Source organism: Rhizobium sp. Root482, from assembly GCF_001426565.1.
GTDB lineage: Bacteria > Pseudomonadota > Alphaproteobacteria > Rhizobiales > Rhizobiaceae > Pararhizobium.
Genome location: NZ_LMFA01000026.1, coordinates 355,217 through 382,215, shown reverse-complemented (window position 1 = coordinate 382,215; position 26,999 = coordinate 355,217). Strand labels below are relative to the sequence as shown.

The 26,999-nt window shown below is 61.8% G+C and carries 30 protein-coding genes; 8 read left to right on the top strand and 22 right to left on the bottom strand.

All coding sequences use genetic code 11. The features are described from left to right. Positions 1-25: 25 nt before the first annotated feature. Genes ASD31_RS24695 through ASD31_RS24680 form a run of 4 tightly spaced genes read left to right on the top strand, consistent with a single transcriptional unit; the run spans position 26 to position 4,069 of the window. Positions 26-1,189: a fumarylacetoacetate hydrolase family protein gene (locus ASD31_RS24695; RefSeq protein WP_162251180.1), complete on the top strand. Its 1,164-nt coding sequence runs from the start codon at positions 26-28 to the stop codon at positions 1,187-1,189. Between the two features lie 18 nt (positions 1,190-1,207). Next, positions 1,208-1,741 carry a TRAP transporter small permease gene (locus ASD31_RS24690; protein ID WP_056340488.1) on the top strand — a complete coding sequence of 178 codons (534 nt, stop codon included), beginning with the start codon at positions 1,208-1,210 and terminating at the stop codon, positions 1,739-1,741. Beyond that, positions 1,741-3,021 (top strand): TRAP transporter large permease, encoded by a 1,281-nt coding sequence (locus ASD31_RS24685; RefSeq protein ID WP_056340484.1) that lies wholly within the window; start codon positions 1,741-1,743, stop codon positions 3,019-3,021. Before ASD31_RS24690 ends, ASD31_RS24685 begins: the two co-directional genes overlap by 1 nt. 43 nt (positions 3,022-3,064) lie before the next feature. Next, positions 3,065-4,069, top strand: coding sequence for a TRAP transporter substrate-binding protein (locus ASD31_RS24680; RefSeq protein ID WP_056340481.1), 1,005 nt, complete (start codon positions 3,065-3,067; stop codon positions 4,067-4,069). A gap of 162 nt (positions 4,070-4,231) precedes the next feature. On the opposite strand, the gene ASD31_RS24675 is transcribed toward ASD31_RS24680, so the two are convergent. The 12 genes from ASD31_RS24675 to ASD31_RS24620 all read right to left on the bottom strand — a co-directional run bounded on the left by ASD31_RS24675 (position 4,232) and on the right by ASD31_RS24620 (position 15,192). Next, positions 4,232-5,152, bottom strand: a complete 921-nt coding sequence (locus ASD31_RS24675; RefSeq protein WP_056340478.1) for a DMT family transporter — start codon at positions 5,150-5,152, stop codon at positions 4,232-4,234. 26 nt (positions 5,153-5,178) lie between these two features. Further along, on the bottom strand, positions 5,179-6,381 hold the full coding sequence (locus tag ASD31_RS24670; RefSeq protein WP_056340475.1) for a mandelate racemase/muconate lactonizing enzyme family protein: 1,203 nt from the start codon (positions 6,379-6,381) through the stop codon (positions 5,179-5,181). A 17-nt stretch (positions 6,382-6,398) separates the two neighbouring features. Then, the gene (locus tag ASD31_RS24665) at positions 6,399-7,109 is read right to left on the bottom strand and encodes a FadR/GntR family transcriptional regulator (protein ID WP_056340472.1); all 711 of its coding nucleotides are present in this window, start codon (positions 7,107-7,109) and stop codon (positions 6,399-6,401) included. Between the two features lie 154 nt (positions 7,110-7,263). Further along, the gene (locus ASD31_RS24660; protein WP_056340469.1) at positions 7,264-8,376 is read right to left on the bottom strand and encodes a c-type cytochrome; all 1,113 of its coding nucleotides are present in this window, start codon (positions 8,374-8,376) and stop codon (positions 7,264-7,266) included. Further along, the gene (gene soxC / locus ASD31_RS24655) at positions 8,360-9,631 is read right to left on the bottom strand and encodes a sulfite dehydrogenase (protein ID WP_056340467.1); all 1,272 of its coding nucleotides are present in this window, start codon (positions 9,629-9,631) and stop codon (positions 8,360-8,362) included. The genes ASD31_RS24660 and soxC overlap by 17 nt, the downstream gene beginning before the upstream one ends. Before the next feature lie 83 nt (positions 9,632-9,714). After that, positions 9,715-11,415 carry a thiosulfohydrolase SoxB gene (gene soxB, locus ASD31_RS24650; protein WP_056340463.1) on the bottom strand — a complete coding sequence of 567 codons (1,701 nt, stop codon included), beginning with the start codon at positions 11,413-11,415 and terminating at the stop codon, positions 9,715-9,717. Between the two features lie 69 nt (positions 11,416-11,484). Beyond that, positions 11,485-12,339: a sulfur oxidation c-type cytochrome SoxA gene (soxA, locus tag ASD31_RS24645; protein ID WP_056340461.1), complete on the bottom strand. Its 855-nt coding sequence runs from the start codon at positions 12,337-12,339 to the stop codon at positions 11,485-11,487. A 91-nt stretch (positions 12,340-12,430) separates the two neighbouring features. Continuing rightward, complete coding sequence (gene soxZ, locus ASD31_RS24640) at positions 12,431-12,760, bottom strand: thiosulfate oxidation carrier complex protein SoxZ (protein ID WP_056340456.1); 330 nt, start codon at positions 12,758-12,760, stop codon at positions 12,431-12,433. A 28-nt stretch (positions 12,761-12,788) separates the two neighbouring features. Continuing rightward, complete coding sequence (gene soxY / locus ASD31_RS24635; protein ID WP_056340453.1) at positions 12,789-13,238, bottom strand: thiosulfate oxidation carrier protein SoxY; 450 nt, start codon at positions 13,236-13,238, stop codon at positions 12,789-12,791. 23 nt (positions 13,239-13,261) lie between these two features. After that, positions 13,262-13,726: a sulfur oxidation c-type cytochrome SoxX gene (soxX, locus tag ASD31_RS24630; RefSeq protein WP_056340450.1), complete on the bottom strand. Its 465-nt coding sequence runs from the start codon at positions 13,724-13,726 to the stop codon at positions 13,262-13,264. A gap of 131 nt (positions 13,727-13,857) precedes the next feature. Continuing rightward, the gene (locus ASD31_RS24625) at positions 13,858-14,448 is read right to left on the bottom strand and encodes a thioredoxin family protein (protein ID WP_056340447.1); all 591 of its coding nucleotides are present in this window, start codon (positions 14,446-14,448) and stop codon (positions 13,858-13,860) included. Between the two features lie 9 nt (positions 14,449-14,457). Beyond that, positions 14,458-15,192 (bottom strand): cytochrome c biogenesis CcdA family protein, encoded by a 735-nt coding sequence (locus ASD31_RS24620; protein WP_056340444.1) that lies wholly within the window; start codon positions 15,190-15,192, stop codon positions 14,458-14,460. 178 nt (positions 15,193-15,370) lie between these two features. On the opposite strand from ASD31_RS24620, the gene ASD31_RS24615 reads away from it, so the two are divergent. From ASD31_RS24615 to ASD31_RS24605, 3 genes are all read left to right on the top strand, one after another. Next, positions 15,371-15,643 carry a transcriptional regulator gene (locus ASD31_RS24615; protein ID WP_082520702.1) on the top strand — a complete coding sequence of 91 codons (273 nt, stop codon included), beginning with the start codon at positions 15,371-15,373 and terminating at the stop codon, positions 15,641-15,643. Between the two features lie 66 nt (positions 15,644-15,709). Then, on the top strand, positions 15,710-16,057 hold the full coding sequence (locus ASD31_RS24610; RefSeq protein ID WP_056340438.1) for an ArsR/SmtB family transcription factor: 348 nt from the start codon (positions 15,710-15,712) through the stop codon (positions 16,055-16,057). Between the two features lie 73 nt (positions 16,058-16,130). Next, on the top strand, positions 16,131-17,261 hold the full coding sequence (locus ASD31_RS24605; protein WP_056340436.1) for a YeeE/YedE family protein: 1,131 nt from the start codon (positions 16,131-16,133) through the stop codon (positions 17,259-17,261). On the opposite strand, the gene ASD31_RS24600 is transcribed toward ASD31_RS24605, so the two are convergent. Then, positions 17,236-18,192, bottom strand: coding sequence for an MBL fold metallo-hydrolase (locus tag ASD31_RS24600; RefSeq protein ID WP_056340433.1), 957 nt, complete (start codon positions 18,190-18,192; stop codon positions 17,236-17,238). The genes ASD31_RS24605 and ASD31_RS24600 overlap by 26 nt on opposite strands. A gap of 90 nt (positions 18,193-18,282) precedes the next feature. On the opposite strand from ASD31_RS24600, the gene ASD31_RS24595 reads away from it, so the two are divergent. Further along, complete coding sequence (locus ASD31_RS24595) at positions 18,283-18,741, top strand: hypothetical protein (protein WP_056340431.1); 459 nt, start codon at positions 18,283-18,285, stop codon at positions 18,739-18,741. 50 nt (positions 18,742-18,791) lie between these two features. On the opposite strand, the gene ASD31_RS24590 is transcribed toward ASD31_RS24595, so the two are convergent. The 9 genes from ASD31_RS24590 to ASD31_RS24550 all read right to left on the bottom strand — a co-directional run bounded on the left by ASD31_RS24590 (position 18,792) and on the right by ASD31_RS24550 (position 26,969). Next, on the bottom strand, positions 18,792-20,105 hold the full coding sequence (locus tag ASD31_RS24590; protein ID WP_056340428.1) for an aspartate aminotransferase family protein: 1,314 nt from the start codon (positions 20,103-20,105) through the stop codon (positions 18,792-18,794). 13 nt (positions 20,106-20,118) lie between these two features. Next, positions 20,119-20,787: a cysteine hydrolase family protein gene (locus ASD31_RS24585; RefSeq protein WP_056340425.1), complete on the bottom strand. Its 669-nt coding sequence runs from the start codon at positions 20,785-20,787 to the stop codon at positions 20,119-20,121. After that, the gene (locus ASD31_RS24580) at positions 20,784-21,812 is read right to left on the bottom strand and encodes a branched-chain amino acid ABC transporter permease (RefSeq protein ID WP_056340422.1); all 1,029 of its coding nucleotides are present in this window, start codon (positions 21,810-21,812) and stop codon (positions 20,784-20,786) included. The genes ASD31_RS24585 and ASD31_RS24580 overlap by 4 nt, the downstream gene beginning before the upstream one ends. Positions 21,813-21,824: 12 nt before the next feature. Further along, positions 21,825-22,715: a branched-chain amino acid ABC transporter permease gene (locus tag ASD31_RS24575; RefSeq protein ID WP_056340418.1), complete on the bottom strand. Its 891-nt coding sequence runs from the start codon at positions 22,713-22,715 to the stop codon at positions 21,825-21,827. Between the two features lie 4 nt (positions 22,716-22,719). Continuing rightward, the gene (locus ASD31_RS24570) at positions 22,720-23,427 is read right to left on the bottom strand and encodes an ABC transporter ATP-binding protein (protein WP_056340415.1); all 708 of its coding nucleotides are present in this window, start codon (positions 23,425-23,427) and stop codon (positions 22,720-22,722) included. Continuing rightward, positions 23,420-24,154, bottom strand: coding sequence for an ABC transporter ATP-binding protein (locus ASD31_RS24565; RefSeq protein WP_056340412.1), 735 nt, complete (start codon positions 24,152-24,154; stop codon positions 23,420-23,422). The genes ASD31_RS24570 and ASD31_RS24565 overlap by 8 nt, the downstream gene beginning before the upstream one ends. Before the next feature lie 51 nt (positions 24,155-24,205). Further along, a complete protein-coding gene (locus tag ASD31_RS24560; protein WP_056340402.1) occupies positions 24,206-25,378 on the bottom strand; it encodes an ABC transporter substrate-binding protein in 1,173 nt (390 codons plus the stop codon). A 135-nt stretch (positions 25,379-25,513) separates the two neighbouring features. After that, positions 25,514-26,164: an isochorismatase family cysteine hydrolase gene (locus ASD31_RS24555; RefSeq protein ID WP_056340753.1), complete on the bottom strand. Its 651-nt coding sequence runs from the start codon at positions 26,162-26,164 to the stop codon at positions 25,514-25,516. Beyond that, on the bottom strand, positions 26,154-26,969 hold the full coding sequence (locus tag ASD31_RS24550; protein WP_056340750.1) for an N-formylglutamate amidohydrolase: 816 nt from the start codon (positions 26,967-26,969) through the stop codon (positions 26,154-26,156). The genes ASD31_RS24555 and ASD31_RS24550 overlap by 11 nt, the downstream gene beginning before the upstream one ends. Positions 26,970-26,999: the final 30 nt, after the last annotated feature.

The following is a 26,999-nucleotide window of genomic DNA, read 5'->3' as shown; positions in this document are numbered from 1 at the left end:
ATCGCACCGCTGCCGAGGAAGAATATTGCAAACTTTAAATAAGACGCTGAGCGCGCAGGCTATCCTCCCGCAAGATGCGGACAATTCGCTGCTGGTGGGCCGCGTCTGGTCTAAAAAGGCAGATGGCCCATGTCCCGTCTTGTTGAGGGATGGACAGATTTTCGACCTCACGCCGCTTTCTGCGACCCTGTCCACATTGCTCGAGCGAGACGATCTGCTTGCGCAATTGGCGGATGCCGGGCGATTTTCCGTTCTTGGGTCACTCGACGCATTTCTCGATGGCGAGGCCGGGCAGCTTCTGGCGCCCGCCGATCTGCAGGCGGTCAAGGCCGCCGGCGTCACCTTCGCCGATAGCATGCTGGAGCGGGTGATCGAGGAGCAGGCGAAGGGAGACCCGCTGAGAGCGCAGGAAATACGGGGCCGGCTGGCGCCGGTGCTTGGCGACAGCCTGAAAGGCCTGGTGGCAGGGTCCGAGAAGGCTGCCGAAGTCAAGACGCTGCTTCAGGAGCTTGGCCTTTGGTCGCAATATCTTGAAGTCGGCATTGGACCGGACGCCGAGATATTCACCAAGGCGCAGTCCATGTCCTCCGTCGGCTGTGGTGCTCTCGTCGGCATTCACCCGAAGTCGGAGTGGAACAATCCCGAGCCGGAAATGGTGCTGGCGGTGACCTCCACCGGCCGGATCGTCGGAGCGACGCTCGGCAATGACGTCAATCTGCGCGACTTCGAAGGACGTTCGGCGCTGCTTCTCAGCAAGGCGAAGGACAATAACGCATCCTGCGCCATCGGCCCCTTCATCCGCCTGTTCGATGGGCATTTCACGCTCGATGACGTGAAGCAGGCCGAAGTCTCGCTTTCCGTCGAAGGCACAGACGGGTTCACGATGACCGGCGTCAGCCCGATGGCGGCCATCAGCCGCTCGCCGGAGGAGCTTGTTTCGCAACTCGTCAACGACAATCATCAATATCCGGACGGGATCGTCTTTTTCCTCGGCACGATGTTTGCCCCGGTCAAGGACCGGCGCGGCAAGGGCCTCGGCTTCACCCATGAAATCGGCGATCGGGTTGAAATATCGACGCCGCGGCTCGGTCGGCTTATAAACTGGGTCGAGCATAGCGACCGTTGCCCGAAATGGAATTTCGGCCTTGGCGCGTTGATGAAGAACCTTGCCCGGCGCGGGCTTCTGTAAGCGTAAAGGGAAGCGCAGATGCAACGAGCGATCGACATCTTCTACAAATTTCTTGAGGTGCTGCTGATCCTGCTGCTGGCGGGCATGGCTGTCATGGTATTCCTGAACGTCGTGCTCCGTTACGGCTTCAACTCCGGCATCAACGCGTCCGATGAACTGTCGCGCTACTTCTTCGTGTGGCTGACCTTCATCGGCGCGGTCGTGACTTTCCGGGAACATTCGCATCTCGGCGTCGAGACACTGGTCATGATGTTCGGGCGCAAAGGCCGGATCATCTGCATGATCCTTTCCAATCTCATCGTCCTCATGTGCTGCTCTATCTTTTTCTGGGGGGCGTGGATGCAGTCAGGCATCAATTTCAGCATGAAGGCGCCCGTCACGGGACTGCCCATGCTCTTCGTCTATGGGATCGGCATGTTCACGGGGGCCGGGATTGCCATCATTGCGATCGAGCGCCTGGTCCGTTTGGTGACAGGCCGCGTCACGGAGGAGGAGATCGCTGCGTTTGCCGGAGAAAACCTGACCATCGAGCAGCTGGCGGAGCGCACCTGATGACATTGTTGATTTTCATATCATCGCTCCTCGGATCGATGGCAATCGGCGTACCGGTCGCTTTCTCCCTGATGTTCTGCGGCGTGGTGCTCATGGCCTACATGGGCATGTTCCATCCGCAGATCATCGCCCAGAACATGATTGCCGGCGCCGAAGAAGGCTTTACGCTTCTGGCGATCCCTTTCTTCATCCTTGCCGGGGAGTTGATGAATTCCGGCGGCCTGTCGCGGCGCATCATCGACTTTGCAATCGCCTGTGTCGGCCATATGCGCGGCGGCCTTGGCATCGTGACCATCATGGCCGCATTGATCATGGCCAGCATCTCCGGTTCGGCCGCGGCCGATACAGCCGCACTGGCGGCGATCCTGATCCCGATGATGGCAAAAGCGGGCTACGACGTACCCCGCTCCGCTGGCCTGATTGCGGCCGGCGGTATCATCGCGCCGGTTATTCCACCTTCCATGGCATTCATCGTTTTCGGTGTCGCCGCCAACGTATCGATTACCCAGCTGTTCATGGCCGGCATCTTTCCCGGCGTTCTGATGGGCCTCGCCCTGCTTGCGACCTGGCTGATTGTAGTGCGGAAGGACAAGATCGAGCCGTTGCCGAAGGCTTCGTCGCGTGAGCGTGTCACGGCGACCGCGCGTGCCGGCTGGGCGCTCGGAATGCCGATCATTATTCTGGGCGGCATCAAGGCCGGCGTGGTGACGCCTACCGAAGCCGCCGTCGTGGCCGCGGCCTATGCTCTTTTCGTCGGCATGTTCATCTACCGCGAATTGAAGCCGAGCCAGCTGCCGCGTGTCATTCTGGCCGCTGCGAAGACGACATCGGTGATCATGCTTTTGGTCTGTGCGGCATTGGTGTCCGCATGGCTCATCACGGCCGCCAATATCCCGGCCGAGATCACGCGGTTCATCGAGCCTCTGATCGATCGGCCCACCCTGCTGCTGTTTGTGATCATGCTCCTCGTGCTGGTGGTGGGCACTGCCCTCGATCTCACGCCGACGATCCTGATCCTGACGCCCGTCCTGATGCCGATCATCAAGCAGGCAGGCATCGACCCGATCTATTTCGGGGTCCTGTTCATCATGAACAACTGCATCGGCCTTATCACGCCGCCCGTCGGCGTCGTTCTCAACGTCGTCAGCGGCGTGGGTCGCATACCGCTCGGGAAGGTGACTATCGGCGTTTGGCCATTCCTGGTTGCCCAAACCATCGTGCTGTTTCTTCTGGTCCTCTTCCCGGACCTCGTCCTTATACCCGCACGCTGGCTTTACTGATTACCCTTCAACCGCTCACCAACTGTATCCAAGGGAGGATATTATGAGAAAACTACTTCTTGCCACCACCGCCATCGCATTCGGCTTTTCCGCCGCTGCCCCGGCCTTCGCCGAGTTCAACGAGCGCACGATCCGCGTCTCGAACGGCATCAACGAAGACCATCCGGTCGGCAACGGCATCAAGGCCATGCAGGCCTGCCTCGACGAAAAGTCCGGCGCGAAGCTGAAGCTGACGGCCTTCTGGGGCGGTGCGCTCGGTGGTGACCTTCAGGCAACCCAGGCTCTGCGCTCGGGTGTCCAGGAAGCCGTCGTCACATCCTCGTCGCCGCTGGTCGGTATCGTTCCGGCGCTCGGCGTCTTCGACCTGCCGTTCCTGTTCACCAGCCCCGAGGAAGCCTACAAGGTTCTCGACGGCGACTTCGGCGACATGATGAACACGAAGCTCGAAGCAGCTGGCCTGGTCAATCTCGCCTATTGGGAAAACGGTTTCCGCAACCTGTCGAACTCGGTTCGCCCGGTGACGAAGTGGGAAGACTTCGAAGGGATGAAGGTTCGCGTCATGCAGAACAACATCTTCCTCGACACCTTCCAGAATCTCGGCGCAAACGCGACCCCGATGGCCTTCGGCGAAGTCTTCTCCGCCCTGGAAACCAAGGCGATCGATGCGCAGGAAAATCCCTATGTGACGATCGACACTTCGAAGTTCTACGAAGTGCAGAAATACGTCACCGAGACGAACCACGCCTATACGCCGTTCCTCTTCCTGTTCTCGAAGGCGATCTTCGACACCTATACTGCCGACGAGCAGGCAGCCCTTCGCGAATGCGCGGTCGTCGGTCGTGACGAAGAGCGCAAGGTCATCCAGGACCTCAACAAGAAGTCCCTGGAGAAGATCAAGGAGGCCGGTCTCGAGGTCAACACGCTTTCCGCTGAAGAGCAGGCGCGTATCCGCGAGAAGTCGATGGTCGTCTACGAGAAGCACAAGGCTGAAATCGGCGCCGACGTTGTCGATGGCATTCTTGCCAATCTTGCGGAAATCCGGAAGTAAACACCAGGATCGGGCCGTCCGTCGCGGTCGGCCCGATCGCCAATATAAAATGCCCGTGGCTGCGTGCCACGGGCATTTTTTGTTGGAGAGGGCGATGTTGTCGCCAAACAGACGAGAATTTCGGCGGGATGACGTAGAGCACTGCTGCCGAGGGCCAGTACCTTACGGCACCTCGATCGGCGGATCGGCCTGGCGCCTCTTCAGCATTTGTTCCCGGATGAAGATGAACAGCCCCGATGCGACGATCAGCGCGGCGCCGATGATCATGGTCAGGCGGGGAACGTCGCCGAAGAACATCCAGCCGAAGATGACGGCGTAGAGCAGCAGCGTGTACTGGAGCGGTGCGACGGTCGCGGCGTCCGACATCTTCAGGGCCCGGTTGACGAGCATATGCGCCGCCATGGCCACGACGCCCAGCAGCCCGAGCAGCAGGAGATCCGTCTGCGACTGGATCGGTGACCAGTCGAAGGGCACGAAGAACAGGCCGGCGATCCCGGCGCCCGTGATCTGGAAGAACACTAGAGTGCTGTCCGGAGTGCCGCGCAGGAACCGTCCGGAAATCATCATGAAGGCAAAGGCGGCGCTGCCGATGATGGAGATCACGGCCGGCATGGTGAACATGGCGCTCGACGGTTCAAGCGTGATGATGACGCCGACGAAACCGACGGCGATCGCGCTCCAGCGGCGCCAGCCGACCTTTTCGCCGAGCAGGAAGGGGGAGGCCGCGGCGACATAGATCGGGGCCGCCAGCCAGTAGGTCATGACATCCGCCAGGGGCAGATACATGACGGCGTAATAGAAGCAGAAGACTTCGACGGTCGAGAAGATCACCCGTGCCAGCTGCATGCCCTTGCGCTCCGCGCCGACGATCGGAGCAAAACCTGCCTTCCATAGCAGCGGCGACAGGATGATGAGCGCCGCGACGCTGCGGATCAGGATGACCTGGCCCAGGCCATAGGACGATACCAGCCATTTGCCCATGGCGTCGTTGAGCGCGAACATGAGCATGCCGAGCAGCATGACAAGCGGGCCGGCTGCGGACGAGGCTCCAAAACCGGCCGCAGCCGAAGCAATCCTGGTCATGATTATTCCCTGGTTCCTGAATGAAATCAGACGCTCGAGGCGTCTGAGACTCGACGGCTGACGGTAAAGGTCTTCTCTAGCTCCGGATGCAGCTCCATGCCAAGCCCCGGCCCGGGCGGAACGGTGATCATCCCGTTTTTTACCTCCGGCAGCGCGGTGACGAGATCCCGGTACCAGGTATTGTAGAAGGCGCGCACGCTCTCCTGGACGAGTGCATTCGGCGCGTTCAACGAAAGATGGGTAGAGGCGCAGAGGACGACGGGGCCGGTGCAGTCATGCGGTGCCACCGGCAGATGCCAGGCTTCCGCCATCGAGGCGATCTTGCGGGCCTCGGAAAGGCCGCCGCACCAGGAAATATCCAGCATGACGATGCCGGCAACCCCGGTTTCGAGATAGTCGCGGAAGCCCCAGCGGGTGGCAAGCGTCTCGGAGGCCGAAATCGGCGCTGGAGAGACCTCGGCATAGCGCTTGAGGCTCGACAGGCTGTCCATCTTGATCGGGTCCTCGTGCCAGAATGTCTGGTACGGGGCGAGCGCCTTGGCGATCTGCATGGCCGGCAGCAATTGCCACATGGAATGGAACTCGACCATGATGTCGATCTTGTCGCCGACGGCCTTGCGGATCTTCTCGAACGGTTCGAGCGCCGTCTTCAGGTCCGGCATTGAAATATACTGGCCCCGGGTCTTTTCCGCGGCTGCGTCGAAGGGCCAGATCTTCATGGCGGTGATGCCGTCGGCAAGAAGCGATTCCGCAAGTTCATCGGCCCGGTGCAGGAAGCCGTTCAGGTCGTCATAGGCCGTGCCGCCGGTCAGGCCGTAATTGCCCGTCGTCTGGCCGGTGCTCTTCTTGATATATTCCGTTCCAGCGCAGGTGTTGTAGGTGCGGATTTCCTTGCGGCTGAAGCCCCCGAGCAATTGCGCGATCGGCTGGTTGGTCGCCTTGCCGAAAATGTCCCAGAGGGCAATGTCGAAAGCGGAATTGCCACGCACTTCGGCGCCGGAGGAACGGAAGCCGATATAGCCGACCAGATCGCTTGCCAGAAGGTCGATCTGCAGCGGATCACGGCCGATCACGCGCGGCGCCACATATTCGTGCAGATAGCTTTCCACCGTCTCCGCTCCGAAGAAGGTTTCGCCAAGCCCGGTAATGCCCTCATCCGTATGGACGAGAACCCACAAAAGATTGCTGCGTTCGGCGATGCGCACGGTTTCGAGTCTGGTGATTTTCATCTTGGTGTTCCTGGTGATTAGATAAGGCCGGCGTTCAGGAGGGCCTTGATGCTCTGGTCGAAATGCTCGCCCATCAGGGTGGAGGACGCTTTGGGATCGCCAGCGGCAATCGATTCCGCGATCTTCATGTGAAGCGCATTCATCGCCCGGCGTTCGTCGTCGCTCGCCCGGCTCTTCCAGCCGATCGGCCATGTTTGCCGGGTGATGCCCTGGAAGGCGCCTATGATCAGGACAAAAACCGGATTGCGCGAGGCGCGGGCAATGGCGATATGAAAGGCGATGTCATGCTCCATCACCGCGTCCGGGTGATCAAGCTGATCTTCCATCGCCTGGGCATGCGAAAGAATGGCCCGGCATTCCGCCTCGCTACGGCGCATGGCCGCCAGGGCTGCGGTGCGCGTCTCGATCGTGCGGCGGGCATCATAGATTTGCTGGATATCGATCTGGTCCGTCACGACGCCGTGCTCGAACATCAGCGAGAACGCTCCATCATCGAGCTCGGCCACGGTCGGACGCCTGCCGGCTCCCAGCCGCACCAGATTCAGGGCGGCAAGCGACCGAAGCGCCTCGCGGATGACCGTGCGGGAAACCTGCAATTCCTTCGACAGCAGCGCTTCGGCCGGCAGGCGATCGCCGGGCTTGAGATCCCGTTCACGCATCAGCCGCGCGATCGCCGTCACCGCTCCGCCGACAAAGTCCTCGGGCGTCGCTGATGGATGTGCAATCATATCCTATTGCTTTCGAAAACCTGTCATACAGGTTTACTACAGCAACTGCTCGCACTGATCAAGCCATTGGCTTCAGCGGCGCAAGGGTCTGATCGCTCAAGGGCGCATCGCCCGCAACACAGTCAATTCGAAGGTTTCCACCTGCTGGCGGGCGTCAGTCTATTCCGCCTGCGGGCTGGTCGTCCTCATCCGCATTTTCCGGGGTTACATCGAGGATCGCAGCATGCATCTTGATCGTCGCCTTGCCAGGGATGCAGTTCGTCATGCATGGTTCGGATTTGCCGGCATAGAAGGGTTCGTCCGTCCGATCGTCCTCGATGAAATTGGCCTCGTTCGGCAGCCTGATATCGGTGAAATTCCTGTCCGAAAGCTCGAATTCCTCGTCGGTGACGACGTCGTTGAGATAGAGCAGATAGGCGGTCAGTGCATAGACGTCGTCGTCGGACAGCGAGCGGGCATTGCCGAATGGCATGGCGCGGCGCACATAGTCGTAGACGGTCGAGAGATAGGGCCAGTAGGAGCCGATGGTCTTTTCCGGCCGGTCGGCCCGAAGCGTGCCTTGTCCACCCGCGAGGACCGGCCAGCGGCCGACCCCTTCGCCGAAATCGCCGTGGCAAGACGCGCAGTTCTGGTCGTAGATCTCCATGCCGTGGGAAACGGTGCCCTTGCCTTTCGGCAGGCCGAGACCGTCGGGACGGATGTCGATGTCCCAGGCGGCGACCTCCTCTTCCGTGGCAAGACGCCCGAGTTTCAGGTGCAGGCCATCACCGGCCCCTGGAGGGCTGGCGGCCTGGCTGCTTGCTTTGTCCGCCGCTGCGGGTGCCGGCTCTGCTGCGGCCGCCTTCGTATCCGGCTCCTCTTTCTCGACAGCCGCCGCCTTTTTCGAGAAGGACGCGAGGTAGCCGATGATATTCGACAGTTCGTCTTCCTTCTTGAGCCCGGCAAAGGCCATTTTCGTGCCCTTGACCAGGTCACGCGGCTTGGTCAGGTAGGCGCGAAGATTGGCCTCGTCCCAGACAAGCCCACCGGCTCCGGCATCGATCATCGCCTTGGAATATTTGTAGCCCTCGACGGTTCCCGCAGTGCGGCCGATCAGGTCGTTCAGCTCTGGGCCGACCTTGTTCTTGGCATCCTCGCCCACAGCATGGCAGGACGCGCATTTGCCGAAGACTTTTTTTCCGGCCGCGAGATCGACTGCCCCGGCGCTCCCGGCACCGGCTGCGACCGAAAGGCCAAGAAGGAAAACGAGCTTAGGAAATCTCGACATTTTCGATGCCCCCGTCCTTGTTGACGAACCAAGTCTGGATGCCATTGTTGTGGTAGATCGAATTGGAACCGCGTGCGCTTCGCAACTCGTCCTTGGTCGGCTGAACAAAGCCCTGTTCGTCGATCGCGCGAGACTGCAGGAACAGTTCAGAGCCGTCCCAGTCGAACTCGTAATAGAAGCGGTGCAGCGCCTTGGGCAGGCTCGGGCCGTCGATGCGCGCCGCATGCCAGTTGCGTCCGCCATCGGTCGTCACGTCGACGCGCTTGATGCGGCCGTTACCCGACCAGGCAAGCCCGGACACGACCAGCGGGCCCTTGCCGTGTGAAATCGGCGCCTGGGGACTGGGGTTGGTGATGACGGATTTCACATCCATGAGGAAAGTGAAGCGCCGCGCCTTGCCGCTGGCGAGAAGGTCGGTGTATTTCGACGTTTCCTCGCGTTGCTGCCAGGGTTGGTCGCCGACTTCCAGCCGCCTCAGCCACTTGACCCACATATTGCCTTCCCAGCCGGGCACGACGAGGCGTAGCGGATAGCCCTGCTCGGGCCGAAGGGCCTCGCCGTTCATGGCAAAGGCGACGAGACAATCGTCCAGCGCCTTGTCCATCGGGATCGAGCGGGTCATGGCCGAGGCGTCTGCGCCTTCGGCCAGCAGCCACTTGCCTTCCGGCTTGACGCCGGCCTCGGCAAGAATGGTCTTGAGGGGCACGCCCGTATACATCACGCAATGGATCATGCCGTGGGTGTACTGGCAGCCGTTCAGCTGGGCGCCGCGCCATTCCATGCCGGAATTGGCGGCGCATTCAAGGAAATAGACGCGGTTTTCCCGAGGGAAGCGCTTCAGGTCCGCCATGGAAAAGACCAGTGGCTTGTCGACCATGCCGTTGATCATCAAACGGTGCATCGCAGGATCGATCTCGGCGATTCCGCCGTGATGGCGCTCGAAGCAAAGGCCGCTCGGCGTGATGATGCCGTCGAGTTCATGCAGTGGCGTGAAATTGACGGAGGAAACGGCGTCCGAGGTCAGCCAGGGCACGTTCTTGCGAACGACATGGGCCTCGAAGGACGAGGGGCTGCCATAGGGGCGCGCATCGACGCCGTCGCCCGGATAACGGTTCCAGTCCTGGACCTCGGTAATGGCCGGGTCGCCCGCCGCCCGCGCGCTGCCGGTGGTCGCGGCGGCCGCAAAGGCGGCCCCGCCCATGAGGCCGTTGCGCAGAAAAGCCCGGCGCGATGCCGTCGTGGTTCTATCGTTCATCGACTCCTCCAGAGCGAATGAAATATTCAAACATTCGTTTATTTCTATATATCAAGCCGCAGTCGATTGCCAATGGAATCGCATCATGATTTGCGTTCCGCGACCTTTACCGAGCGGTTTTCCTCAACCGTGACCACCGGATTTCGCGAGAGATAGTCTTCGACGACCTCCCAGATCGGCGGTCCCTCGGTCGCCTCGTTGATCGAGGCCCAGCCCGCCACCGCATATTCTTTGGATGCGTCGATCGCTTCGCCGGTCTTCAGCAGCGTCATCTGCGAAATGCGCGAGCCGATGGCCGCATCCGGATCGATGGCATAGCCCATGCCTCCGACGCGCACCATGTCGCCGCCCTGCTGATAATAGGGGTCCTTGTTGAAGAGATTGTCGGCGACGTCCTCGAGCACATCCTTCAGGACCTGCCCCGTCATCATGTTGCGATAGGCGCTCGGATAGGTCATCGAGCAGGCATTGTGCACGTCTTCCACGGTAATCTTCTGGCCGGGCAGGACGGAGGTGCCCCAGCGGAAGCCGGGCGACAGCGCGATGTCCGCTTCGCGGACGTCGATCAGCGCCTGGCAGATGAGGTCGTCGAAGGTACCGTTGAAGTTTCCGCGGCGATAGAGAAGGCTTTCGCAGGTCGCGAGTTCGCGCGAAAGTTCCGCCTGATAGGGCGCGCGGATGTCGGCAACAAGCTTGGCCATGTCCGGGTCCGGCGTAATGACATCGGAAAAGACGGGGATCAGCCGGTGGCGGTATCCCTTGAGGGCGCCGTCACGGACGTCGAGATCGAGCCGGCTCACGAACTTGCCGTGCGATCCCGAGGCGATCACCAGAGTCTTGCCGACGATGACCGGTTCGGGAATGGCGTCATGGGTGTGGCCGGTCAGGATGATATCGATACCCGACACGCGCTCGGCCAGTGCCCGATCGACGTCGAAACCGTTGTGCGAGAGCAGGACGATGATATCGGCCCCGTCGGCCCGTGCGGCTTCCACATTCTTGACGATCTGCTCCTCGCGAATGCCGAAGGACCAGTTGGGGAACATCCAGCGGGGATTGGCGATCGGGGTATAGGGGAAGGCCTGGCCGATGACGGCGATCTTCGCGCCGCCCTTCTCGAAAATCTTGTAGGCCTCGAAGGCGGGCTCGTCCCACTCGGCGTCGAAGATGTTTCCGCCGAGAAAGGGGAACGGCAGGCTCTCGATGATTTCGTTGACGCGGTCGGTGCCGTAGGTGAATTCCCAATGGCCGGTCATCGCGTCGGGCGAAAGCGCGTTCATCGCATCGACCATGTCCTGGCCCTTGGTCTGGTAGGAGGTATAGCTGCCCTGCCAGGTATCGCCGCCATCCAGAAGCAGAACATCCTCGCCGCGTTCGGCGCGCACGCGCTTGACGATCGTGGCGATCCGGTCGAGCCCGCCCATCTTTCCGTAGGTGCCGGCAAGGGCCGTGAAATCCTCGGATGTCATGGCATAGGCATCAGGTGTGCCGGGCTTGATATTGTAGAGCTTCAGGAAATCGGCGCCGCTGACATGCGGCGGCAGGCCTGCAACCGCCCCGACACCGAGATTGACCGAAGGTTCGCGAAAATAGACAGGCACAAGCTGGGCATGGATATCGGTGATGTGAAGGATCGTCACATTGCCCAGCGGATCGAAATCGAGAAGATCGCCTTCCGTAAGCGCCTGCTGGGCCGCCACCCGCGACCACTGGCCTGCAAGCCCGGAGCCAAGGACCGCGGAGAGAGCCGCACCGGCCATGAGCATTTCGCGTCGTGAAAGCATAGCATATCCTTTACCGGGAGGCCGGCGCCCGTCCTCCCTTCATCATTGCAGCAAATGCGTTGGAGGCGGCTACTGCCGCACCGACGGCGTTTCGACGGAAAGGCCAGTGCCGCGCCATGTGACATAGACCTCCAGCGCCATGAGCTCATCCGAGAAGGCTTTCGGCACCTCGGCGCGCGTATCGCGGATGCAGCCACGGAAGCGATTGTGCAGTGAGACCATGCCGCCGGTGTTGAAACGGTAGGTCGGGAAACCATTGGCCTGCCCCTGGCTCAAATGGTCGGCACGAATGAACTTGCCCATGCTCTTCTCATGACAGGAGGCACAGGAGAAATCCAGCTGGCCGGTCCGCGTATAGTAGAGTTCCTTGCCCTTGTCCCACCAGGACTGCATTTCGCCCTGGGCGAGGTCGATCTGCAAGGGCATGCCGAGCGACTGGTGCTTGATATAGGTCGTCAACGCCTTCTGGTCTTCGTCATCGAACTTGTAGGGCTCGGCGCCCATGTTTTCCGTGCGACAGTCGTTGATCTTCAGCTCGATGTTGAAGGGTTTCTTGGCCTTGGCATCCCATTTCGGAAAATGCGCACCGACCCCCTTCATCGTTTCGGATGCGTCGTTGTGACAGGAGGCACAGGACTTGCCCATCGAGCCGTCAACCGTGTTCCAGATTTCCTCGCCGCGCTCTACGGACAGCATACCCGGATTTGCGAAGGAATCGGCCTGCGTCGCGCGCGTCTCCGCTTCGCGGAACAGCCAGCCGGAAAGCAGCTCATCGAACGGATGGCCTTCGGGCGCCTTGGCGCGCGTCACGATCTCCGTGTCGTCGATGATCAGCTTTTCATCGACCGGATCGGCATAGGCGCTGACTGCGGCGGCGGAGATTACCGACACACAAGCCAAAAGCACGACGGACAATTTCTTCATGGTTACCCCTCCCAAGATAACGGCGCCGACGGGCCTGCCTCGCCAGACTGGAATGCCGCCCGCGCCGCCAGAACGACGCAGGCGCTGTTGATCAGCTCACGGTGATCTTCTGCTCGTCGGTGTAGACGGAGCCGTCATCGTCCGTCCAGGTGAAGGTGAACGCTCCGCTTTCGGTCAGCTTGGCGCTGAATTCGAAATACGGATTTGCCGAAATGGCGGGGTCGATGTCACAAGAGAACACCGGCGCTCCGTTGAAATCGCAGGCGAACTTGTTGATGATCTTGCGCGGGATGAGGTTTCCCTCCTTGTCCTTGCGCTGACCGGATTCCATTTCGTGGCTGATCAGGGTCTTGATCGTCACCAGTTCGCCGATCTTTGCCTCTTTCGGCACCTTGATGCGCGGCTTCGGTTTTGCTGCCATGGATATTCTCCCTCAGATATGATTGCCGTCAGCCGCCGCAGCCGCCGATTGTTACCTTGACTTCCTTCTTGTCCATGAACACCGAGCCGTCGGCCATCTTCGCGATGGCGATGACGTTCTGCGTCTTGGCCAGCCGCATGCGGGTCGTCGCCGCTGCGGTGCCGCTCAAGGCGGTGAAATGGAAGGTCGCCACGTCAGGATTGGGATTGCCCTCGGCAAGGATCAGTACCGACTGAACCATGTCGCCGTCGGTCATCGCGCTCTCGACCGCGACCGAGATCGGAACGGTGTTGCCGTTCTCGGCGATTTCCGGCGCGGTGAGGGTGATCTTGCCGGTCGCCGGCATCTTGCCGCCCGCGAAGTCCATGATCATCTTCTCGGTCGCCGGCGCGTCGGCGAAGGCAAAACGAGTGCCCGTCGCGGAAACCAGTGCGATACCGGCCGTAAGCCCGAGCACCTGTCGCCTGTTCATCTTCATGAATCGTCTCCTATGGTGAAAGTCTAGTTGGTCTCTTTGAGGGTCTGGAGATAGGCAACGACATCCTCGACCTGCTGCGCGGTCAGGATCGTCTTGCCGACCAGGTCCTCACGAACCCTGACCCCCACATCGAGACTGTAGAAGGCCGGCATGACCGTCTCCTTCGTAAACACGTGCTTGGCATTGACGACGATCGCCCGAAGCTCCGTGGCCGACCAACGGTCCGCAACGCCATCGAGCGCCGGGCCGACATCACCATGGAACTGTTCCTTGGCGAGCGGCGTGACGGCATGGCAGGCAAGACAGTTGCCGAGACTGCGGCTGGCCAAAATCTTTGCGCCCTCTTCGGGATTGCCTGCAACGCCGGTCAGCGACTGTTCGATCGTCATGTCCTGAAACTTGACGTCGGCGGGAGCGATCTCGGCGCCAATCGCGGTTTGGCTGCCAAAGAGCGCGGTCGCCGCGAGACAGATCCAGACTTGTTTCATGCCATGAGTCCTCCCAAACTCCCCGGACCGGGATACCGGTCCGCTCCTCCGATTTGAACGATAGCGCCACGCCGGAAATCCATCAATAGAAAAATATAAATTTTTGCATATGTCAGCAAAAGGACGGTCCCTCATTCGCCCTGTCCAAGCCGACCCTCGTCACGAAGCTGCTGGATGATCCGGGCGTGATAGATCTGGAAGTGCTCTTCGCCCTCATAGCCTTTTTCCTTCACCCAGCGGAACATGTTGAGGAAGGTCCATTTGCCGAAAGCGCCCGGCATGGTGGCGACGGCGGCCTTGGCGACCGACACGCCTTCCGGCGCGTCCTCGGGCAAAAAGACGATGGTCGGCGTGAAGACGTAGCCCCATTTGCGGGCGGCGCTCTTTTCCGTCAGGGTCTCGCCATCGAGATCGGTCACCTCTTCATCGCCGAACATATTGTACTGGACGAGCATGAAATTGGTCTCGATATAGTCGCGCACCTCCGGGTCGGCGAGGATTTTCTCGTGCATCTCGCGGCAATAGATGCAGCCGCGCTGTTCGAAGGTGATCGCCAGCCGCTTGCCCTGCGCCTTCGCGTCGGCGATGTCTTCGGCAATGTCGCGGAAGGTGATGGTGAACCAGTCCTCCTTGTGAAGGCCATCCTCGCCGATTTCGGCGGATGCCGCGGGCCATACGGCGCCCGCCAGGAAAAGACATGTCACGAACACGAATTTCAACATCGCGGGCTCCTATCCGATTGTCTGGAAAATTGGGAAAGTCTCGAGCAGCCAGTATGAGATCGTCGCCATCTGGCCGGTAATGAACAGCAGTCCGGTAACGACCAGAAACAGGCCGAGCACGATTTCGACCTTGCGCATATGCCGGCGGAAACGTGTGGCCCAGCCGAGGAATCGACTGGCAAAGACCGCCGAGGCGATAAACGGAATGCCGATGCCGAGCGAATAGGCGGCCAGCAACAGGCTGCCCCGCGCCGCTGATCCTTCCCCTCCCGCAACGAACAGGATCGCCGCCAGGACCGGCCCGACGCAGGGCGTCCAGCCGAAGGCGAAGGCAAGCCCCATCAGATAGGCGCCCGCCAATCCGGCTGGCTTGTCGGTAACCTGCACCCGCGCCTCGCGATAAAGCAGTCCGATCTGGAAGACCTTCAGGAAATGCAGGCCCATGATGATAATGATCACGCCGGCGGCCACCGACAGGATGTCGAAATATTGCGCGATGGTCTTGCCGACGAGGCTTGCCGTCGCGCCAAGCGCCACGAATACGGTGGAAAAGCCCGCGACGAACAGGATCGCGGCGAGGATGATTCTCCGTCGGTCGGCCGCCTGGGGCTCTGTGTCGCGCAGGCGGTCGAAGCTGACGCCGGCGAGCCAGGCGAGATAAGGCGGCACGATCGGAAGCACGCAAGGCGATACGAAGGACAGGAGCCCCGCCAGAAACGCACCGCCTACGCTGACATCAAGCATTCGATCCCTCCCAAGGACGGGCGCAACGCGCGCCATGCATTGCCATATGTATTCAGAAAATGCTATATATTGCAATCGATGAACGTGTCGTGGTGTCACTCCTTTGCGTATCCTTGCCTTCCTGCTGTTTCTGGGCCTCGCTGCAACCGCAAGACCGGTCGTGGCGGCCGAATTGTTGATGCTGGAGAAGCCGGGCTGCAGCTGGTGCGCGCGCTTCGATGCGGAGATCGCACCGGCCTGGCCGAAGACGCCGGAAGGCAGGCGCGCGCCGCTTCGCCGCGTCGACATCACCGAAACCTGGCCGGCCGATCTTACCGATGTGCAGAAGGAAAGATTCACCCCCACTTTCGTCCTGATGAATGACGGTGTCGAGGTAGGGCGCCTGCGGGGTTATGTCGGAGATGAATTCTTCTGGTTTGCGATTGGTGAATTGCTTGCGAAGCTCCCTTGAGAATGGACACGCCATGACTCTTTCTGCCAATGTGCCTCTTCCGGAAGACTTAGAAGGAAATAGCGAATGAGCCTTCCACAGTTGAACGCATTGCAGACGCCCGAAGAGCGGGAAAAGCTCTTTGCCCAAGCGCGCAAGGCGAGCGAACTGCTCAAGGCATTGTCGCATGAGGATCGCCTGCTGATTCTTTGCCTTCTGACGGAAGGCGAAAAGTCGGTCTCGGAACTGGAAGACACGATGGGCATGCCGCAGGCGGCGGTTTCCCAGCAACTGGCGCGACTGCGGTTCGACCGGCTCGTGACCACCCGCCGGGACGGCCGGGTGATCTATTATTCCCTTGCAAGCAAAGAGGTCGCTCCGGTGATCAGCACGCTCTACGATCTGTTCTGCGCGCCGATCCGCCAGAAGGAATAATCCGTACCTCGCCTGCCGGGAAGCGGCGGGCACAGGGGCGTTGCGGGCCGGGAGAGCCCGCGGGAGGACAGGAATGAACAGCTTTGCTGCGTCGCCGTGGTTTCTGCCGCTTGCCGGCCTGCTTGCCGGTTGCGTTCTCGGCTTCGTCGCCCGCAACCAGCGCTTCTGTACCATGTCGGCGCTCGAGCGCTACTGGTACGCCAATGACGGAACCGGGCTGCGCACCTGGATCCTGGCGGCCGCTTCGGCCCTTGTCTTCACCCAGTCGCTGCAATTTTTCGGGCTTGCCGCGCCCAACGATAGTTTCTACGTCCATTCGGGCTTTGCCTGGACCGGCGCGATCCTTGGCGGGTTGATGTTCGGATGCGGCATGGCGCTTGTGGGGACCTGCGGCTTTGGCGCCCTGGTGCGGCTCGGCGGCGGCAGCCTGCGTTCGCTCGTCGTGCTCATCGTGCTTGCGGTCAGTGCGCTCTCGGCGCAGAAGGGCCTGATTGCCCAGGGGCGTGTCCTGATCGTCGATAATCTCGCCATCGACTTCGATTTCGCCGGCGGCCAGTCGCTGGGGCTGATCGCCTCCTATTTCGCCGGCTTCGACGTTACTCTTGTGGTGACGGGCCTGGTTGCGGTCGGGCTGCTCGGCTGGATTTTCGCCGACCCCGATTATCGATCCCGGCGCAGCTCGATCGTGGCCGGTGTGGTGATCGGCATGGTGATAGCCTTCGGATGGGTCGCCACCACCATGGCCGCGCGCGAATCCTTCGAACTGGTACAAATCGAAGCGGGGTCCTTCGTCGTTCCCGTCGCCGATGCCCTGATGCAGCTGGTCGCCTTTACCGGAACGATCCCGGACTACGGGATCGGCCTCGTGATCGGTGTGGTTCTTGGTTCAGCGGTCAATGCCTTGGTCCGCAACACAGTTCGCTGGGAGGCCTGCGACGATGCGCGCGAACTCAGCCGACATCTGTTCGGCGCCTTTTTGATGGGTGTCGGCGGCGTCTGTGCCATGGGCTGCACCATCGGCCAGGGAGTGACGGCTGTTTCCGCCCTGGCGATTTCCGCGCCGCTCGTCTTCGTCTCGATCGCGCTGGGTGCCCGTTTCGGCCTGTCCTATCTGATAGAAGGCTCCGGCTTCTCGGTCTTTCGCGAAGGCTCCATGCGCCTGGGCAGAAGAGCCGGTATTACCGTGCCGCGTCCTCCGCGATGAAGGCATAGGCCTCGCCCTGCCGCTCGACGCGGCCGATCCCGGCCTTGTCGAAGTGGTAGCCGATGATTCGGCTTTTGTCGCCGGCAAGACGGCTGAGCAGGGCTTTGCGCGTGGCGACGCCACCGTCCGGGTCCTGATCGCTTGAGGTGCGCCATTCCGGATGTTCGAACGAAATCTGCGTATTGCTGACCGCATCGCCGGCAATCAGCGTCTGGTCGCGACCGTCATGCACGAGGAAAGAAAGATGGCCCGGCGTATGACCGGGCGTGCCTACCACTTCGACGCCCGGCAGGACTTCCTGACCGGGCTTGAGGAAGGCAATGCGCTCCTCAAGCACAGCGAAACGGTTCTGCGCGCCGACAACAAAGCTCTGCCGGTCCTCCGCGACCGATTGCATCGCGTCCGGCGAGGACCAGAAATCCCATTCGGCCTGGCCGATATGATAGTTGGCGTTGGCGAAGACGAGTTCGTCGAAATCATCGGTCACGCCCCAGAGATGATCGGGATGGGCATGGGTGAAGATGACATCGGTGACCGTTTCCGGATCGATCCCGGCCGCGCCGAGATTTTCGAGAAGCGCGCCGGTGGACGACACGAAGTTCGAGCCCGCGCCGACATCGAAGATCGTGGTCCGGTCGCCTTGCTTGAGGATGGTGACATTGCATTGCGGCCGCAGCGCATCCGTCGGCATGTCATGCGCCCGGAGGAAGGCTTCGAGCTCCGCCTTTTCTATATCGGGGAAAAGGGAATCCATCGGCAGCGCCAAGCTGCCGTCGCTGACCGTGATGAACTCGCTTGCGCCCATGGTGATCCGCCCGATTGCCCGGGCCGGGCGCGAAAATGCTGCCGCAGCCGCCAGCGACAGGCCGCTTGCGAGAAAAGCACGGCGGCTCGATTGCGCGAAAATGCCGTTTCGATCAGGATGCCGCATGCCCATATCCTCCCATTTATATATTTATATTTTTGCATGTTTTTTTGATCTGGGCTAGATTGAAAGGACCGAAATCGTGAAGAGGACACCATGGTAAAGTTCGCGCTCGCCGCCCTGTTGGCAACCGCAAGCCTGGTGGGGTTTTCGCCCGCCTTCGCTGCGGATTGGCTCACCACCTATGAAAGCAAGGCGCCCTTCGCCGATGTGCTGGCCGACCTCGAGGACGCGATCATCAACCGCGGCTATATCGTCGACTATCGCGGCAATGTCGCCGAAATGCTGTCGCGCACGGCCGGCGACGTGGGTGCGTCGAAGACGCTCTACAAAGACGCAGGGTTCCTCCAGTTCTGCTCGGCGACCGTTTCGCGCTCGGCGATGGAGGCCGATGTCGCCAATATCGGCTTCTGTCCCTATGTGCTTTTCGCCTATGAGGCGGAAACGAAGCCGGGAACGGTCACCGTCGGTTTCCGCCGCCTGCCTGACGGCGACGGACGCGATGGGGTCAACACGTTGCTGGACGAGATGGTGCGCGAGGCGAGCGGCCAGTGACGCAGAGGCAAGCTGACAGCTGAGTCACTGCAAAGCCATCGGCCTTCGATCTACCAGCCGGCAAAATCCGCGAGAATGTCGTCGTCCACGCGCCCGGCTGCAACATCGGTGAGGGCCTGGTCCAGGATGGCGGCGCCGTCCCGGGCTTGTGTTTCCGTTAGCGTCAGCGGCGGCGTGAATTCGAGCACGTTGGAGTTCACGCCCACATAATAGAGGACGAGACCAAGCTGGAAGGCGCGGTAGACGGTAAGCGCCGCCTGGCGCGTGGCCGGCTGGCGGGTGTCGCGGTCGGTTACCAGTTCGACGCCAAGCGCGAGGCCCTGTCCGCGCACATCGCCGATGAGGGGATGGCGGGCGGCGAGGCGGTCGAGCGCTTTGCGCAGCACCGTCCCCGTCCGCTCCGCATTGGCGACGAGGTGATCGCGCTCGATCGTCTGGAGCACGGCGAGCGCCGCAGCGGCGCAGACGGGATTGCCGTGCACGGTCTGGAGCGAGAAGGCGGCGGCGTGATTCATGATCGCTTCCGGGCCGACAACCGCTGAGATCGGCAGGCCGCCGCCAAGCCCCTTTCCGAAGACGACGATGTCCGGCTCGATGCCGGAATATTCGAAGGCGTTGAAGCGTCCGCTGCGGCCGAGGCCGACCTTTACCTCGTCCGAGACGAGCAAAATGCCGTGCTTGCGGCAGAGCATTTCCACCGCCTTGAAATATCGGTCCGGCGGCACCAGCATGCCGCCATCCGACTGGATCGGCTCGATGAAGAAGGCGGCGACCTCCTCCGGCGGCACCTCGGTTGCGAAAAGCTTTTCGAGATCGGCGAGGGCGGCGTCCTTCGCGGCCTCTGGGCTGCCGACGGCGTAGCTGTTCGGATAGGGCACAAGCGTCAGGCCAGCAGCGCGGCCGCCCTGTTGGGCCGGATGGCCTGACACGGCCATGGAGCCGACGGTGCCGCCGTGATAGGCGCCGTTGAAGGCCAGGATGCGCGGGCGGCCGGTGGCGGCGACGACCACGCGGGCCACCGTCTCGTTTGCATCGGAACCGGAATGGCCGAACCAGACCCGGCCGCGGGCCTGTTCCGGCACCAGCGTCAGCAGCTTTTCGGCGAGCAGCACGCAGGGTTCGTTGGCGCTGGAGAGATAGCTGGCGCCCGCCTGGTCCGAGAGCGCGCGGTGCACCGCGTCGCGGACTGCCGGGTGGGAATGGCCAAGGCTTGCCGCACCCCAGGAGGCGGCGAAGTCGAGAAGCTGCCGCCCGTCGTCGCCGGTAAGATAGGCGCCGTTGCCGCCGACGACCGCCTGCGGAAAGAACCGCAGATGCGCCATTCTGGAGACCGATCGGCTTTCCCTGGCATAGAGACCGGACATGCGACTTCTCCCACTATTTGAAGAAGGTGAGAACCTCGTCGAGCTGGGCGACATGGCAGTAGATCATGTTGATGATCTCCAGTTCCCGCTTGTGCAGTTCGTCGGTTGCCGCAGCACCGCAATCATCGACGACGACGACGCCAAAACTTTCGTCCGCGAGGCTGCGCACCGTCGAGGAGACGCACTGATCGGTGAAGATACCGCAACAGACGACGTTTTTGATGCCCATATTGTGAAGGATGAGGCGGAGATTTGTGCCGGTCAGCGCGCTGTCGGTCGTCTTGGTGATGACGATCTCGTCGGGGCGGGGTTCCAGTTCGGGAACCACCTGGCCTTCCGGCAGGTCCTTCGGGAGCAGCAGATAGTTGAAGCCCGGCTTCTTCTGGCTGAGCGACCGGTCACGGCCGTCGGGCTTCTGGCAGGCGATGCGGGCGAAGATCACCTCCACCTTGCGCTTGCGGCATTCATCGATCAGCCGCGCGGTGTTCGGGATCACGGTCTTGCGCATGCGGTCGTAGAAGGGCTGCCAGCGGGCGGTTTCCTCCGGCGTGTCCTTCGGGTCGAGATAGGTGTTCTGGATGTCGATGACGAGAAGTGCGGTGCTTTCCGGGTCGAGGACGATGTCGTCCGGTTCCTCGGCCTTGGCATAGTAGAAGGAGCGGTAATCGGTTTTCCAGTTCATGCAGAAGTCTCCTTCTTGCGGCGGACGCGGGTAAGAATGTGGCCTATCTCGCGGTTCGGGAAGAGACCGCCGGGCTTCAGGATCATCACGGCGATCATGGCGAGGGCCAGAACGATTTCCGTGAGGCCGATGACCTGGCCGGCACCGAAGGATGTGGCGTTGAGCGCGCCTTCGGTGCTGCGCAGGCCCTCATAGGCGACGGTGATCAGCACCGTTCCGGCGACGGCGCCGGTGACCGTGTTGGCGCCTCCGATCACCAGCATGGTGATGATCAGGAAGGTCTCCTTGAGATAGAAGGCTTTTGGCGCGAAGGAGGTGATGAAATGCCCCCAGAGCGCGCCGCCAATGCCGGCGATGAAGGCGGCGAGGATGAAGGCGCGCCAGCGCAGATGCGGAATATTGGCGCCAAGCGCCGCGGCGGCCACCTCGTCCTCGCGCGACGCGCGCAACAGCTTGCCGGTGCGCGATTCCTTGAAGAGCAGCGCGACGATGACGACAAGCCCCGCGACGATGGCGGCGATCGGCATGTCCGTCGTCTTCGGCAGGCCGAAGAGCGTGCGCGGGCCGTTGGTAAAGGCGCTCCAGTTGTTCATGACCGTATAGAGTACGACGAGCAGCGCGAAGGAGGTGATGACCGAGGCCGCATCCGAAAGTCGCATCAGCGGATAGGAGACGACGGCCGCGACGACAGCGGCAAGCACGCCCCCCGCCAGCATGGCGATGAGCGGCGAGACTTCTACCACCTTCATGAACCCATAGAGATCCGGCAATGCCATGCCCTTCATCTGGGCGGGGATGGTGAGCACGGCGGAGGTATAAGCGCCAAGACCCATGAAGCCGATATGGGCGAAGGAGAGCAGGCCGGAATTTCCCATGAAGGTCTGCAGGCCGATGACCAGCACCAGCGAGATTAGGAGATTGGTGGCAATACGATCATAGAGGCGGATGCCGAGCAATTGGCTGCCGACGCCGATGACGAGGATGACGCCGATGAGGATGAGGGCGGTGAGATAGGAATGTTTCATGGGTTCCGCTCCTCAGGTCCGCTGGCCGCTCGCCGGACCCGGGATCAGGCCTTGCGGGCGCCAGAGCAGGATCAGGATGACGAGGCTGAAGGTGAAGGCGTCGCGGAATTTCAGGAGATCCTGCGACAGGGTGTAGTTGAGCGTGGTGTCGATCAGCGCCAGGAGGAAGCCGCCGATGACGGCGCCGGGCAGGCTGCGCATGCCGCCGATCACCGTGGCGATGAAGGCGACGAGCAGCGGTTCCAGCCCGACGCCCGGAACGACCGTGCCGATGCGCCCGATCCAGAGGATGCCGACGACACCGGCGAGGAAGCCGGAGAGTGCAAAGGCCGAGGAGATGATGAGGTTTGCCGGCACGCCCAGCATGCGGGCCATGGTGAAATTGGTCGCCGCGGCGCGCATGGCGATGCCGAGCGTCGTCTTGCGCATGAGAAATGCGACGGCGGCGAGCAGCACGATGGAGGCGGCGATGGTGATCAGGTTGCGCACCGGCGTGATGGCGCCGCCGATCGTGACGGTCTGCGAGAAGATGTCCGGCAGCGGTACATTGCGCGGGCGGGGCGAGATGAACAGCAGCGCTGCGTTCTGTAACAGGTTGGAGAAGGCGAAAGAGGTGATCAGCACCGCCGTTACCGATTTCGCGCGTACCGGCCGGAAGGCGACATAATCGGTGAGGATGCCGAAGAGCACGGCCATGCCGACGGCAAGCACCGCCATGACGATCCACGGCAGGCCGGAGCCGCTCGAGAGGAACATGGTGTAGCCGGCAACCATGATGAGTTCGCCATAGGCGAAATTCACCAGCCGGAGGATGCCGTAGATGATGACGAGGCCGAGTGCCATCAGCGCATAGGCGCCGCCGAGGCTGAGCACATCGATGACGAACTGGATCGCGAAAGCCATGGGTTCAGCCTCCCAGATAATGCGCGCTGAGATCGCTGGTCGCGCGGATCTCGTTGGCGGTGCCGGATGTGACGATCGCGCCAAGCCGCATGACATAGGCGCGGTCGGCGACGGCCAGCGCCTGGTTCACGTTCTGCTCGACAAGCAGGATGGTGAGGCCGGATGTCTTCAGCGTCTCGATCATCTCGAAAATGCGCTCCACGATTGCCGGCGCGAGGCCGAGCGAGGGTTCGTCGAGCAGCAGCACGGTCGGACGGGACATCAGCGCGCGGGCGATGACGAGCATCTGCTGCTCGCCGCCCGAAAGCGTGCCGGCCGGCTGGTGCGAGCGTTCGGCGAGGCGCGGAAAGAGCGTGTGCAGGCGCTCGAGGTTTTCGCGGTTGCCGGCCTGGTCGCGGCGGTGGATATAGGCGCCGAGCATGAGGTTTTCGGCGACCGTCAGGTCCGGGAAGACGTCGCGGGTTTCGGGCACGGTGGCAAGCCCGGCGCGCACCACCTGTTCGGGGCTGGCGGAAGTGATGTCCTTGCCGCCGAGCGTGATCGAGCCGCCCGATGCCTTCAGCGCACCGGCGATACATTTGATGGTCGAGGATTTGCCGGCGCCGTTTGCTCCGAGCAGGCTCACCAGTTCGCCCTTGCCGACGGTGAAGCTGATGCCGCGTACCGCGCGGATCGTGCCGTAGCTGACGGAGAGATCGCGAATATCAAGCATGGACCGCCCCCTTGCCGAGATAGGCCTCGATGACGGCCGGATGGCTGCGAACATGAGCAGCATCGCCCTCCGCGATGGTGCGGCCGGTGGCAAGCACATGCAGCCGATGGCAGAGACGCATGATCAGGCCCATGTCGTGATCGATGATGAGAAGCCCGAGGCCGCGCTTCTTCGGTAGTTCGGACAGTGTGTGCAGCAGTGTTTCCGTCTCGGCGTCGTTCATGCCGGCGGCCGGCTCGTCGAGTAAAAGGAAACGCGGCTCGGCGGCAAGCGCGCGGGCAATCTCGACCCGGCGCTTGTCGCCGTAGCTGAGGCTCTCGCCGAGTTCATCCGCCTTGGCCATCAGGCTGAATTCGCTGAGCAGGCTTTTTGCGCGCTCGGCGGCGATGGCGCGGGAGGCGCCTTTGGCGAGTGCCGCGGCCTCCACGTTTTCCAGCACGGTCATCGTGTTGAAGAGCCGGACGATCTGGAACGAGCGGCTGACGCCGGCAAGAGCGATCTGGCGCGGCGAGAGGCCCGAAAGCACCGTCTCGCCGGCGGTGATCGTGCCGCCTGCCAGTTTTACCTGGCCGGTAATGGCATTGATGAGGGTCGTCTTGCCGGAGCCGTTTGGGCCGATCAGGCCGATGGCCTCACCGGTCAGGACAGAGAGCGATACATGGTCGAGGGCGCGCAGGCCGGCGAATTCCACCGACACGTCGTTTATCGCAAGGCGCATTTCAGACATGGCTTTTCCGAAAGTAGCGGGCCGGCTGTAAAGCCGACCCTAAGGAACCGATCAGGGCTTCGGCAGGGATTCGGGCTTGCGCCATCCGACGAAGCTTGGCTTGCCGCCCTTGAGCTCGATGAGGGCCGCGGCCTTGTTCGGCACATGGCCTTCCTCCGCCGTGCCATAGTCGAGGTCGCCGGTCAGAAGCTTGAACTGGCCGTCTTCCAGCGCCTTGGCAACGGCAGCGCCATCGGTCGAACCGGCCGCCTTGATTGCCTCGGCGATCATCATGATGGTGTCCCAGCCCGTCGAGACGAAGGAGGTGTCCGGCGCCTTGCCGTGCATGGTGGTATAAAGCTCGATGAACTTTTCCATTTCCGGATCCGCTCCGGCTCCCATCCAGGTATGCGTGACGAAATAGACGTCGTTGCCGAACTTTTCGCCGAGCGCTTCATGCATGGCCGGGTCGTCATAGGCATCGCCGCCGAGGATCGGTGCATCGTAGCCGACTTCGCGGAGCGCCCGGATGATCACGCCGATATCCGTGCCGTAGGATGAGACGAAGATCACGTCCGGTTTCTTGCCGAGCGCCTGGAGGCGCGCGAGCTGGGCGGAGAAGTTGTTGTCACCATTGGTATAGGTGTCCTCGAGGATGACCTCGCCGCCATCGGCCTTGAACTGCTCGACGAAATATTTCGATAGAGACTTGGTATAGGCGATGAACTGGTCGGTGACGACATAGGCCGTCTTCCAACCCTTTTCCTTGACGGCGAAATCGGCAGCCGTCGCGCCCATCGTGGTGTTCCACATGGAGAGCGTGAACTGCTTGTCGCCGAGCGACCAGGAGGAGTAGAGCGGGTCGGAGGCGCAGGTCGAGATGCCGACCAGACCCGCCGACTGGGCTTCGCGGCTTGCCGGCGAACCGAAATCGAAGTCGCAGGGTGCGACGATGACCTGGGCGCCCTTGTCGATCAATTCGACCGCGACGTTTCCGACTGTCACCGGATCGGACTTGCCGTCGATATTGGTGAACTCGATCTGCTTGCCGAGCACGCCGCCATTGTCGTTCAGATATTTCACGGCGACCAGCGCGCCGTTGTAGCCGGGCGTGTCGAGCGGCGCCTGGATGCCGGTCATCGACAACGCGCCGCCGATCACGATCTTGTCGTCATCGGCAGAGGCAGCGGACGCGACGAGCGCAAGGCTCGCTGCCGCCAGAAGCAGTTTGGATGTCTTCATCATGGTCGTTCCCCTTAATGGTGCCTTTTCGGCAGTGAAGTGATCGGCGGTCCGGCCTTTTTTTGTTTTTTTGCGCGGCCCGCTTGCAATTGCTCCTTATGTCCCGTCCGTATCGGTCCGTCGGTTTCCGTGCGGGCCTTACTGCCCGATTTCCTTCAGTAGTGCCTCGGTCGAAATCTGCCGGCAATAGCCCTTGATGGCGCTGAGCGAGGTATCGTGTCGTTCCTGGGAATAGGTGCCGCAGGCGTCCGGCACGAGGGTTACCAGATAGTTGAGGTCGCAGGCATCGCGGATTGCCGATTCCACGCATTGGTCGGTCAGCAATCCGCAAAGCACGAGCTGCTTCACGCCGAGATTGCGCAGCGTGTAGTCGATATGTGTGGAGACGAAGACGCTGGACGAGCTCTTCGGGAAGACGATCTCGTCCTCCAGCGGCGCAAGCTCGTCGATCACCTTGCCGTCCCAGGAGCCCTTCGGCACGTTGAAGCCGGTGATCTTGTAGTCGAGGCTGCGGTCGCGGCCGTCCTTCGTCAGGCTTTCGATCGTGGTGTGCAGCACTTCGATGCCCGCCTTGCGGAAGCCAGACAGCAGGCGCTGCATGTTCGGGATGGCGACATCCTGGATGCGTTTGAAGTAATAGCCGTATTTGCCGGCAATATCCGCGTCGGAAACATCCTTGAACTCGCCGCCGTCGCGGCGCACGGAAAAATTCTGCACGTCGATGAAGAGGATGGCGGAGGCGGCCGGATCGAGCGGCACGTCGCGGGTGGTGAGATGGTCAGCGGCCATCATTCAATCCTTCAAGGCTCTCTGCCGCAAGACGCAAGGGGCCGGCAAGCCGGTCGGCCCAATCCTCTTGTCCGCGGGCATCGTTGATAAGGTCGTTGCGCACTTCGATAAGCACATGCGCAATGCCGCGCCTCTCGCCGTGCACCGGGATCGTGTAGTCGGAAATGTCGTTGACCTGGTAGGGCGCGTTGAGCCTGACGGTCATTTCGGGATTGGCGGCGCGGAATGTCTCGGCCAGCCGTTCCGCAAGACGAGGGTCGCGGTTGTAGAGCAGGCCAAGCTCGAAATCCCGCACTGCGCCGGTCGCGCGCATGAGGGGGGTGAAGCTGTGAACCGAGACGAGAAAGAGCGGCTTGCCGCTCGCCAGCCGCTGGTCGAGCGCGACGGCGATCGCTTCGTGCAGCGGCTGGTGGATTTCCACATAGCGCCGGCGGCGTTCGAGATCGGCAATATCCGCATTCACCGGAATAATCGTGCCGTCGCTCTCGGTGACAAAGCAGTCCCTGGCCTCGAAAGGGCGGTTGCAATCGATGACCAGGCGGCTGTAGCGCTGCAGGACGAGCGAGGCGTCGAGCCGCTCGGAAAGACCCCGGGAAAGAGCTTCCGCTCCAACGTCATAGGCGATGTGCCGATCCATCTCCGCAGTGGGAATGCCGAGATCGCCGAGTGCGGCCGGAACGGTGCGGCCGGCATGTTCGCAGGTGAGAAAAATCGACGAGTGGCCGTTGGAGTTGATCCATTCCACGGGATCGGGGTCGCCCGCCTGCAGCAATCTGGTCGTGTCTCGATCTGCGAATCTCAACATGAAAAACGGATCCGTCATGCGGCCCGGCAA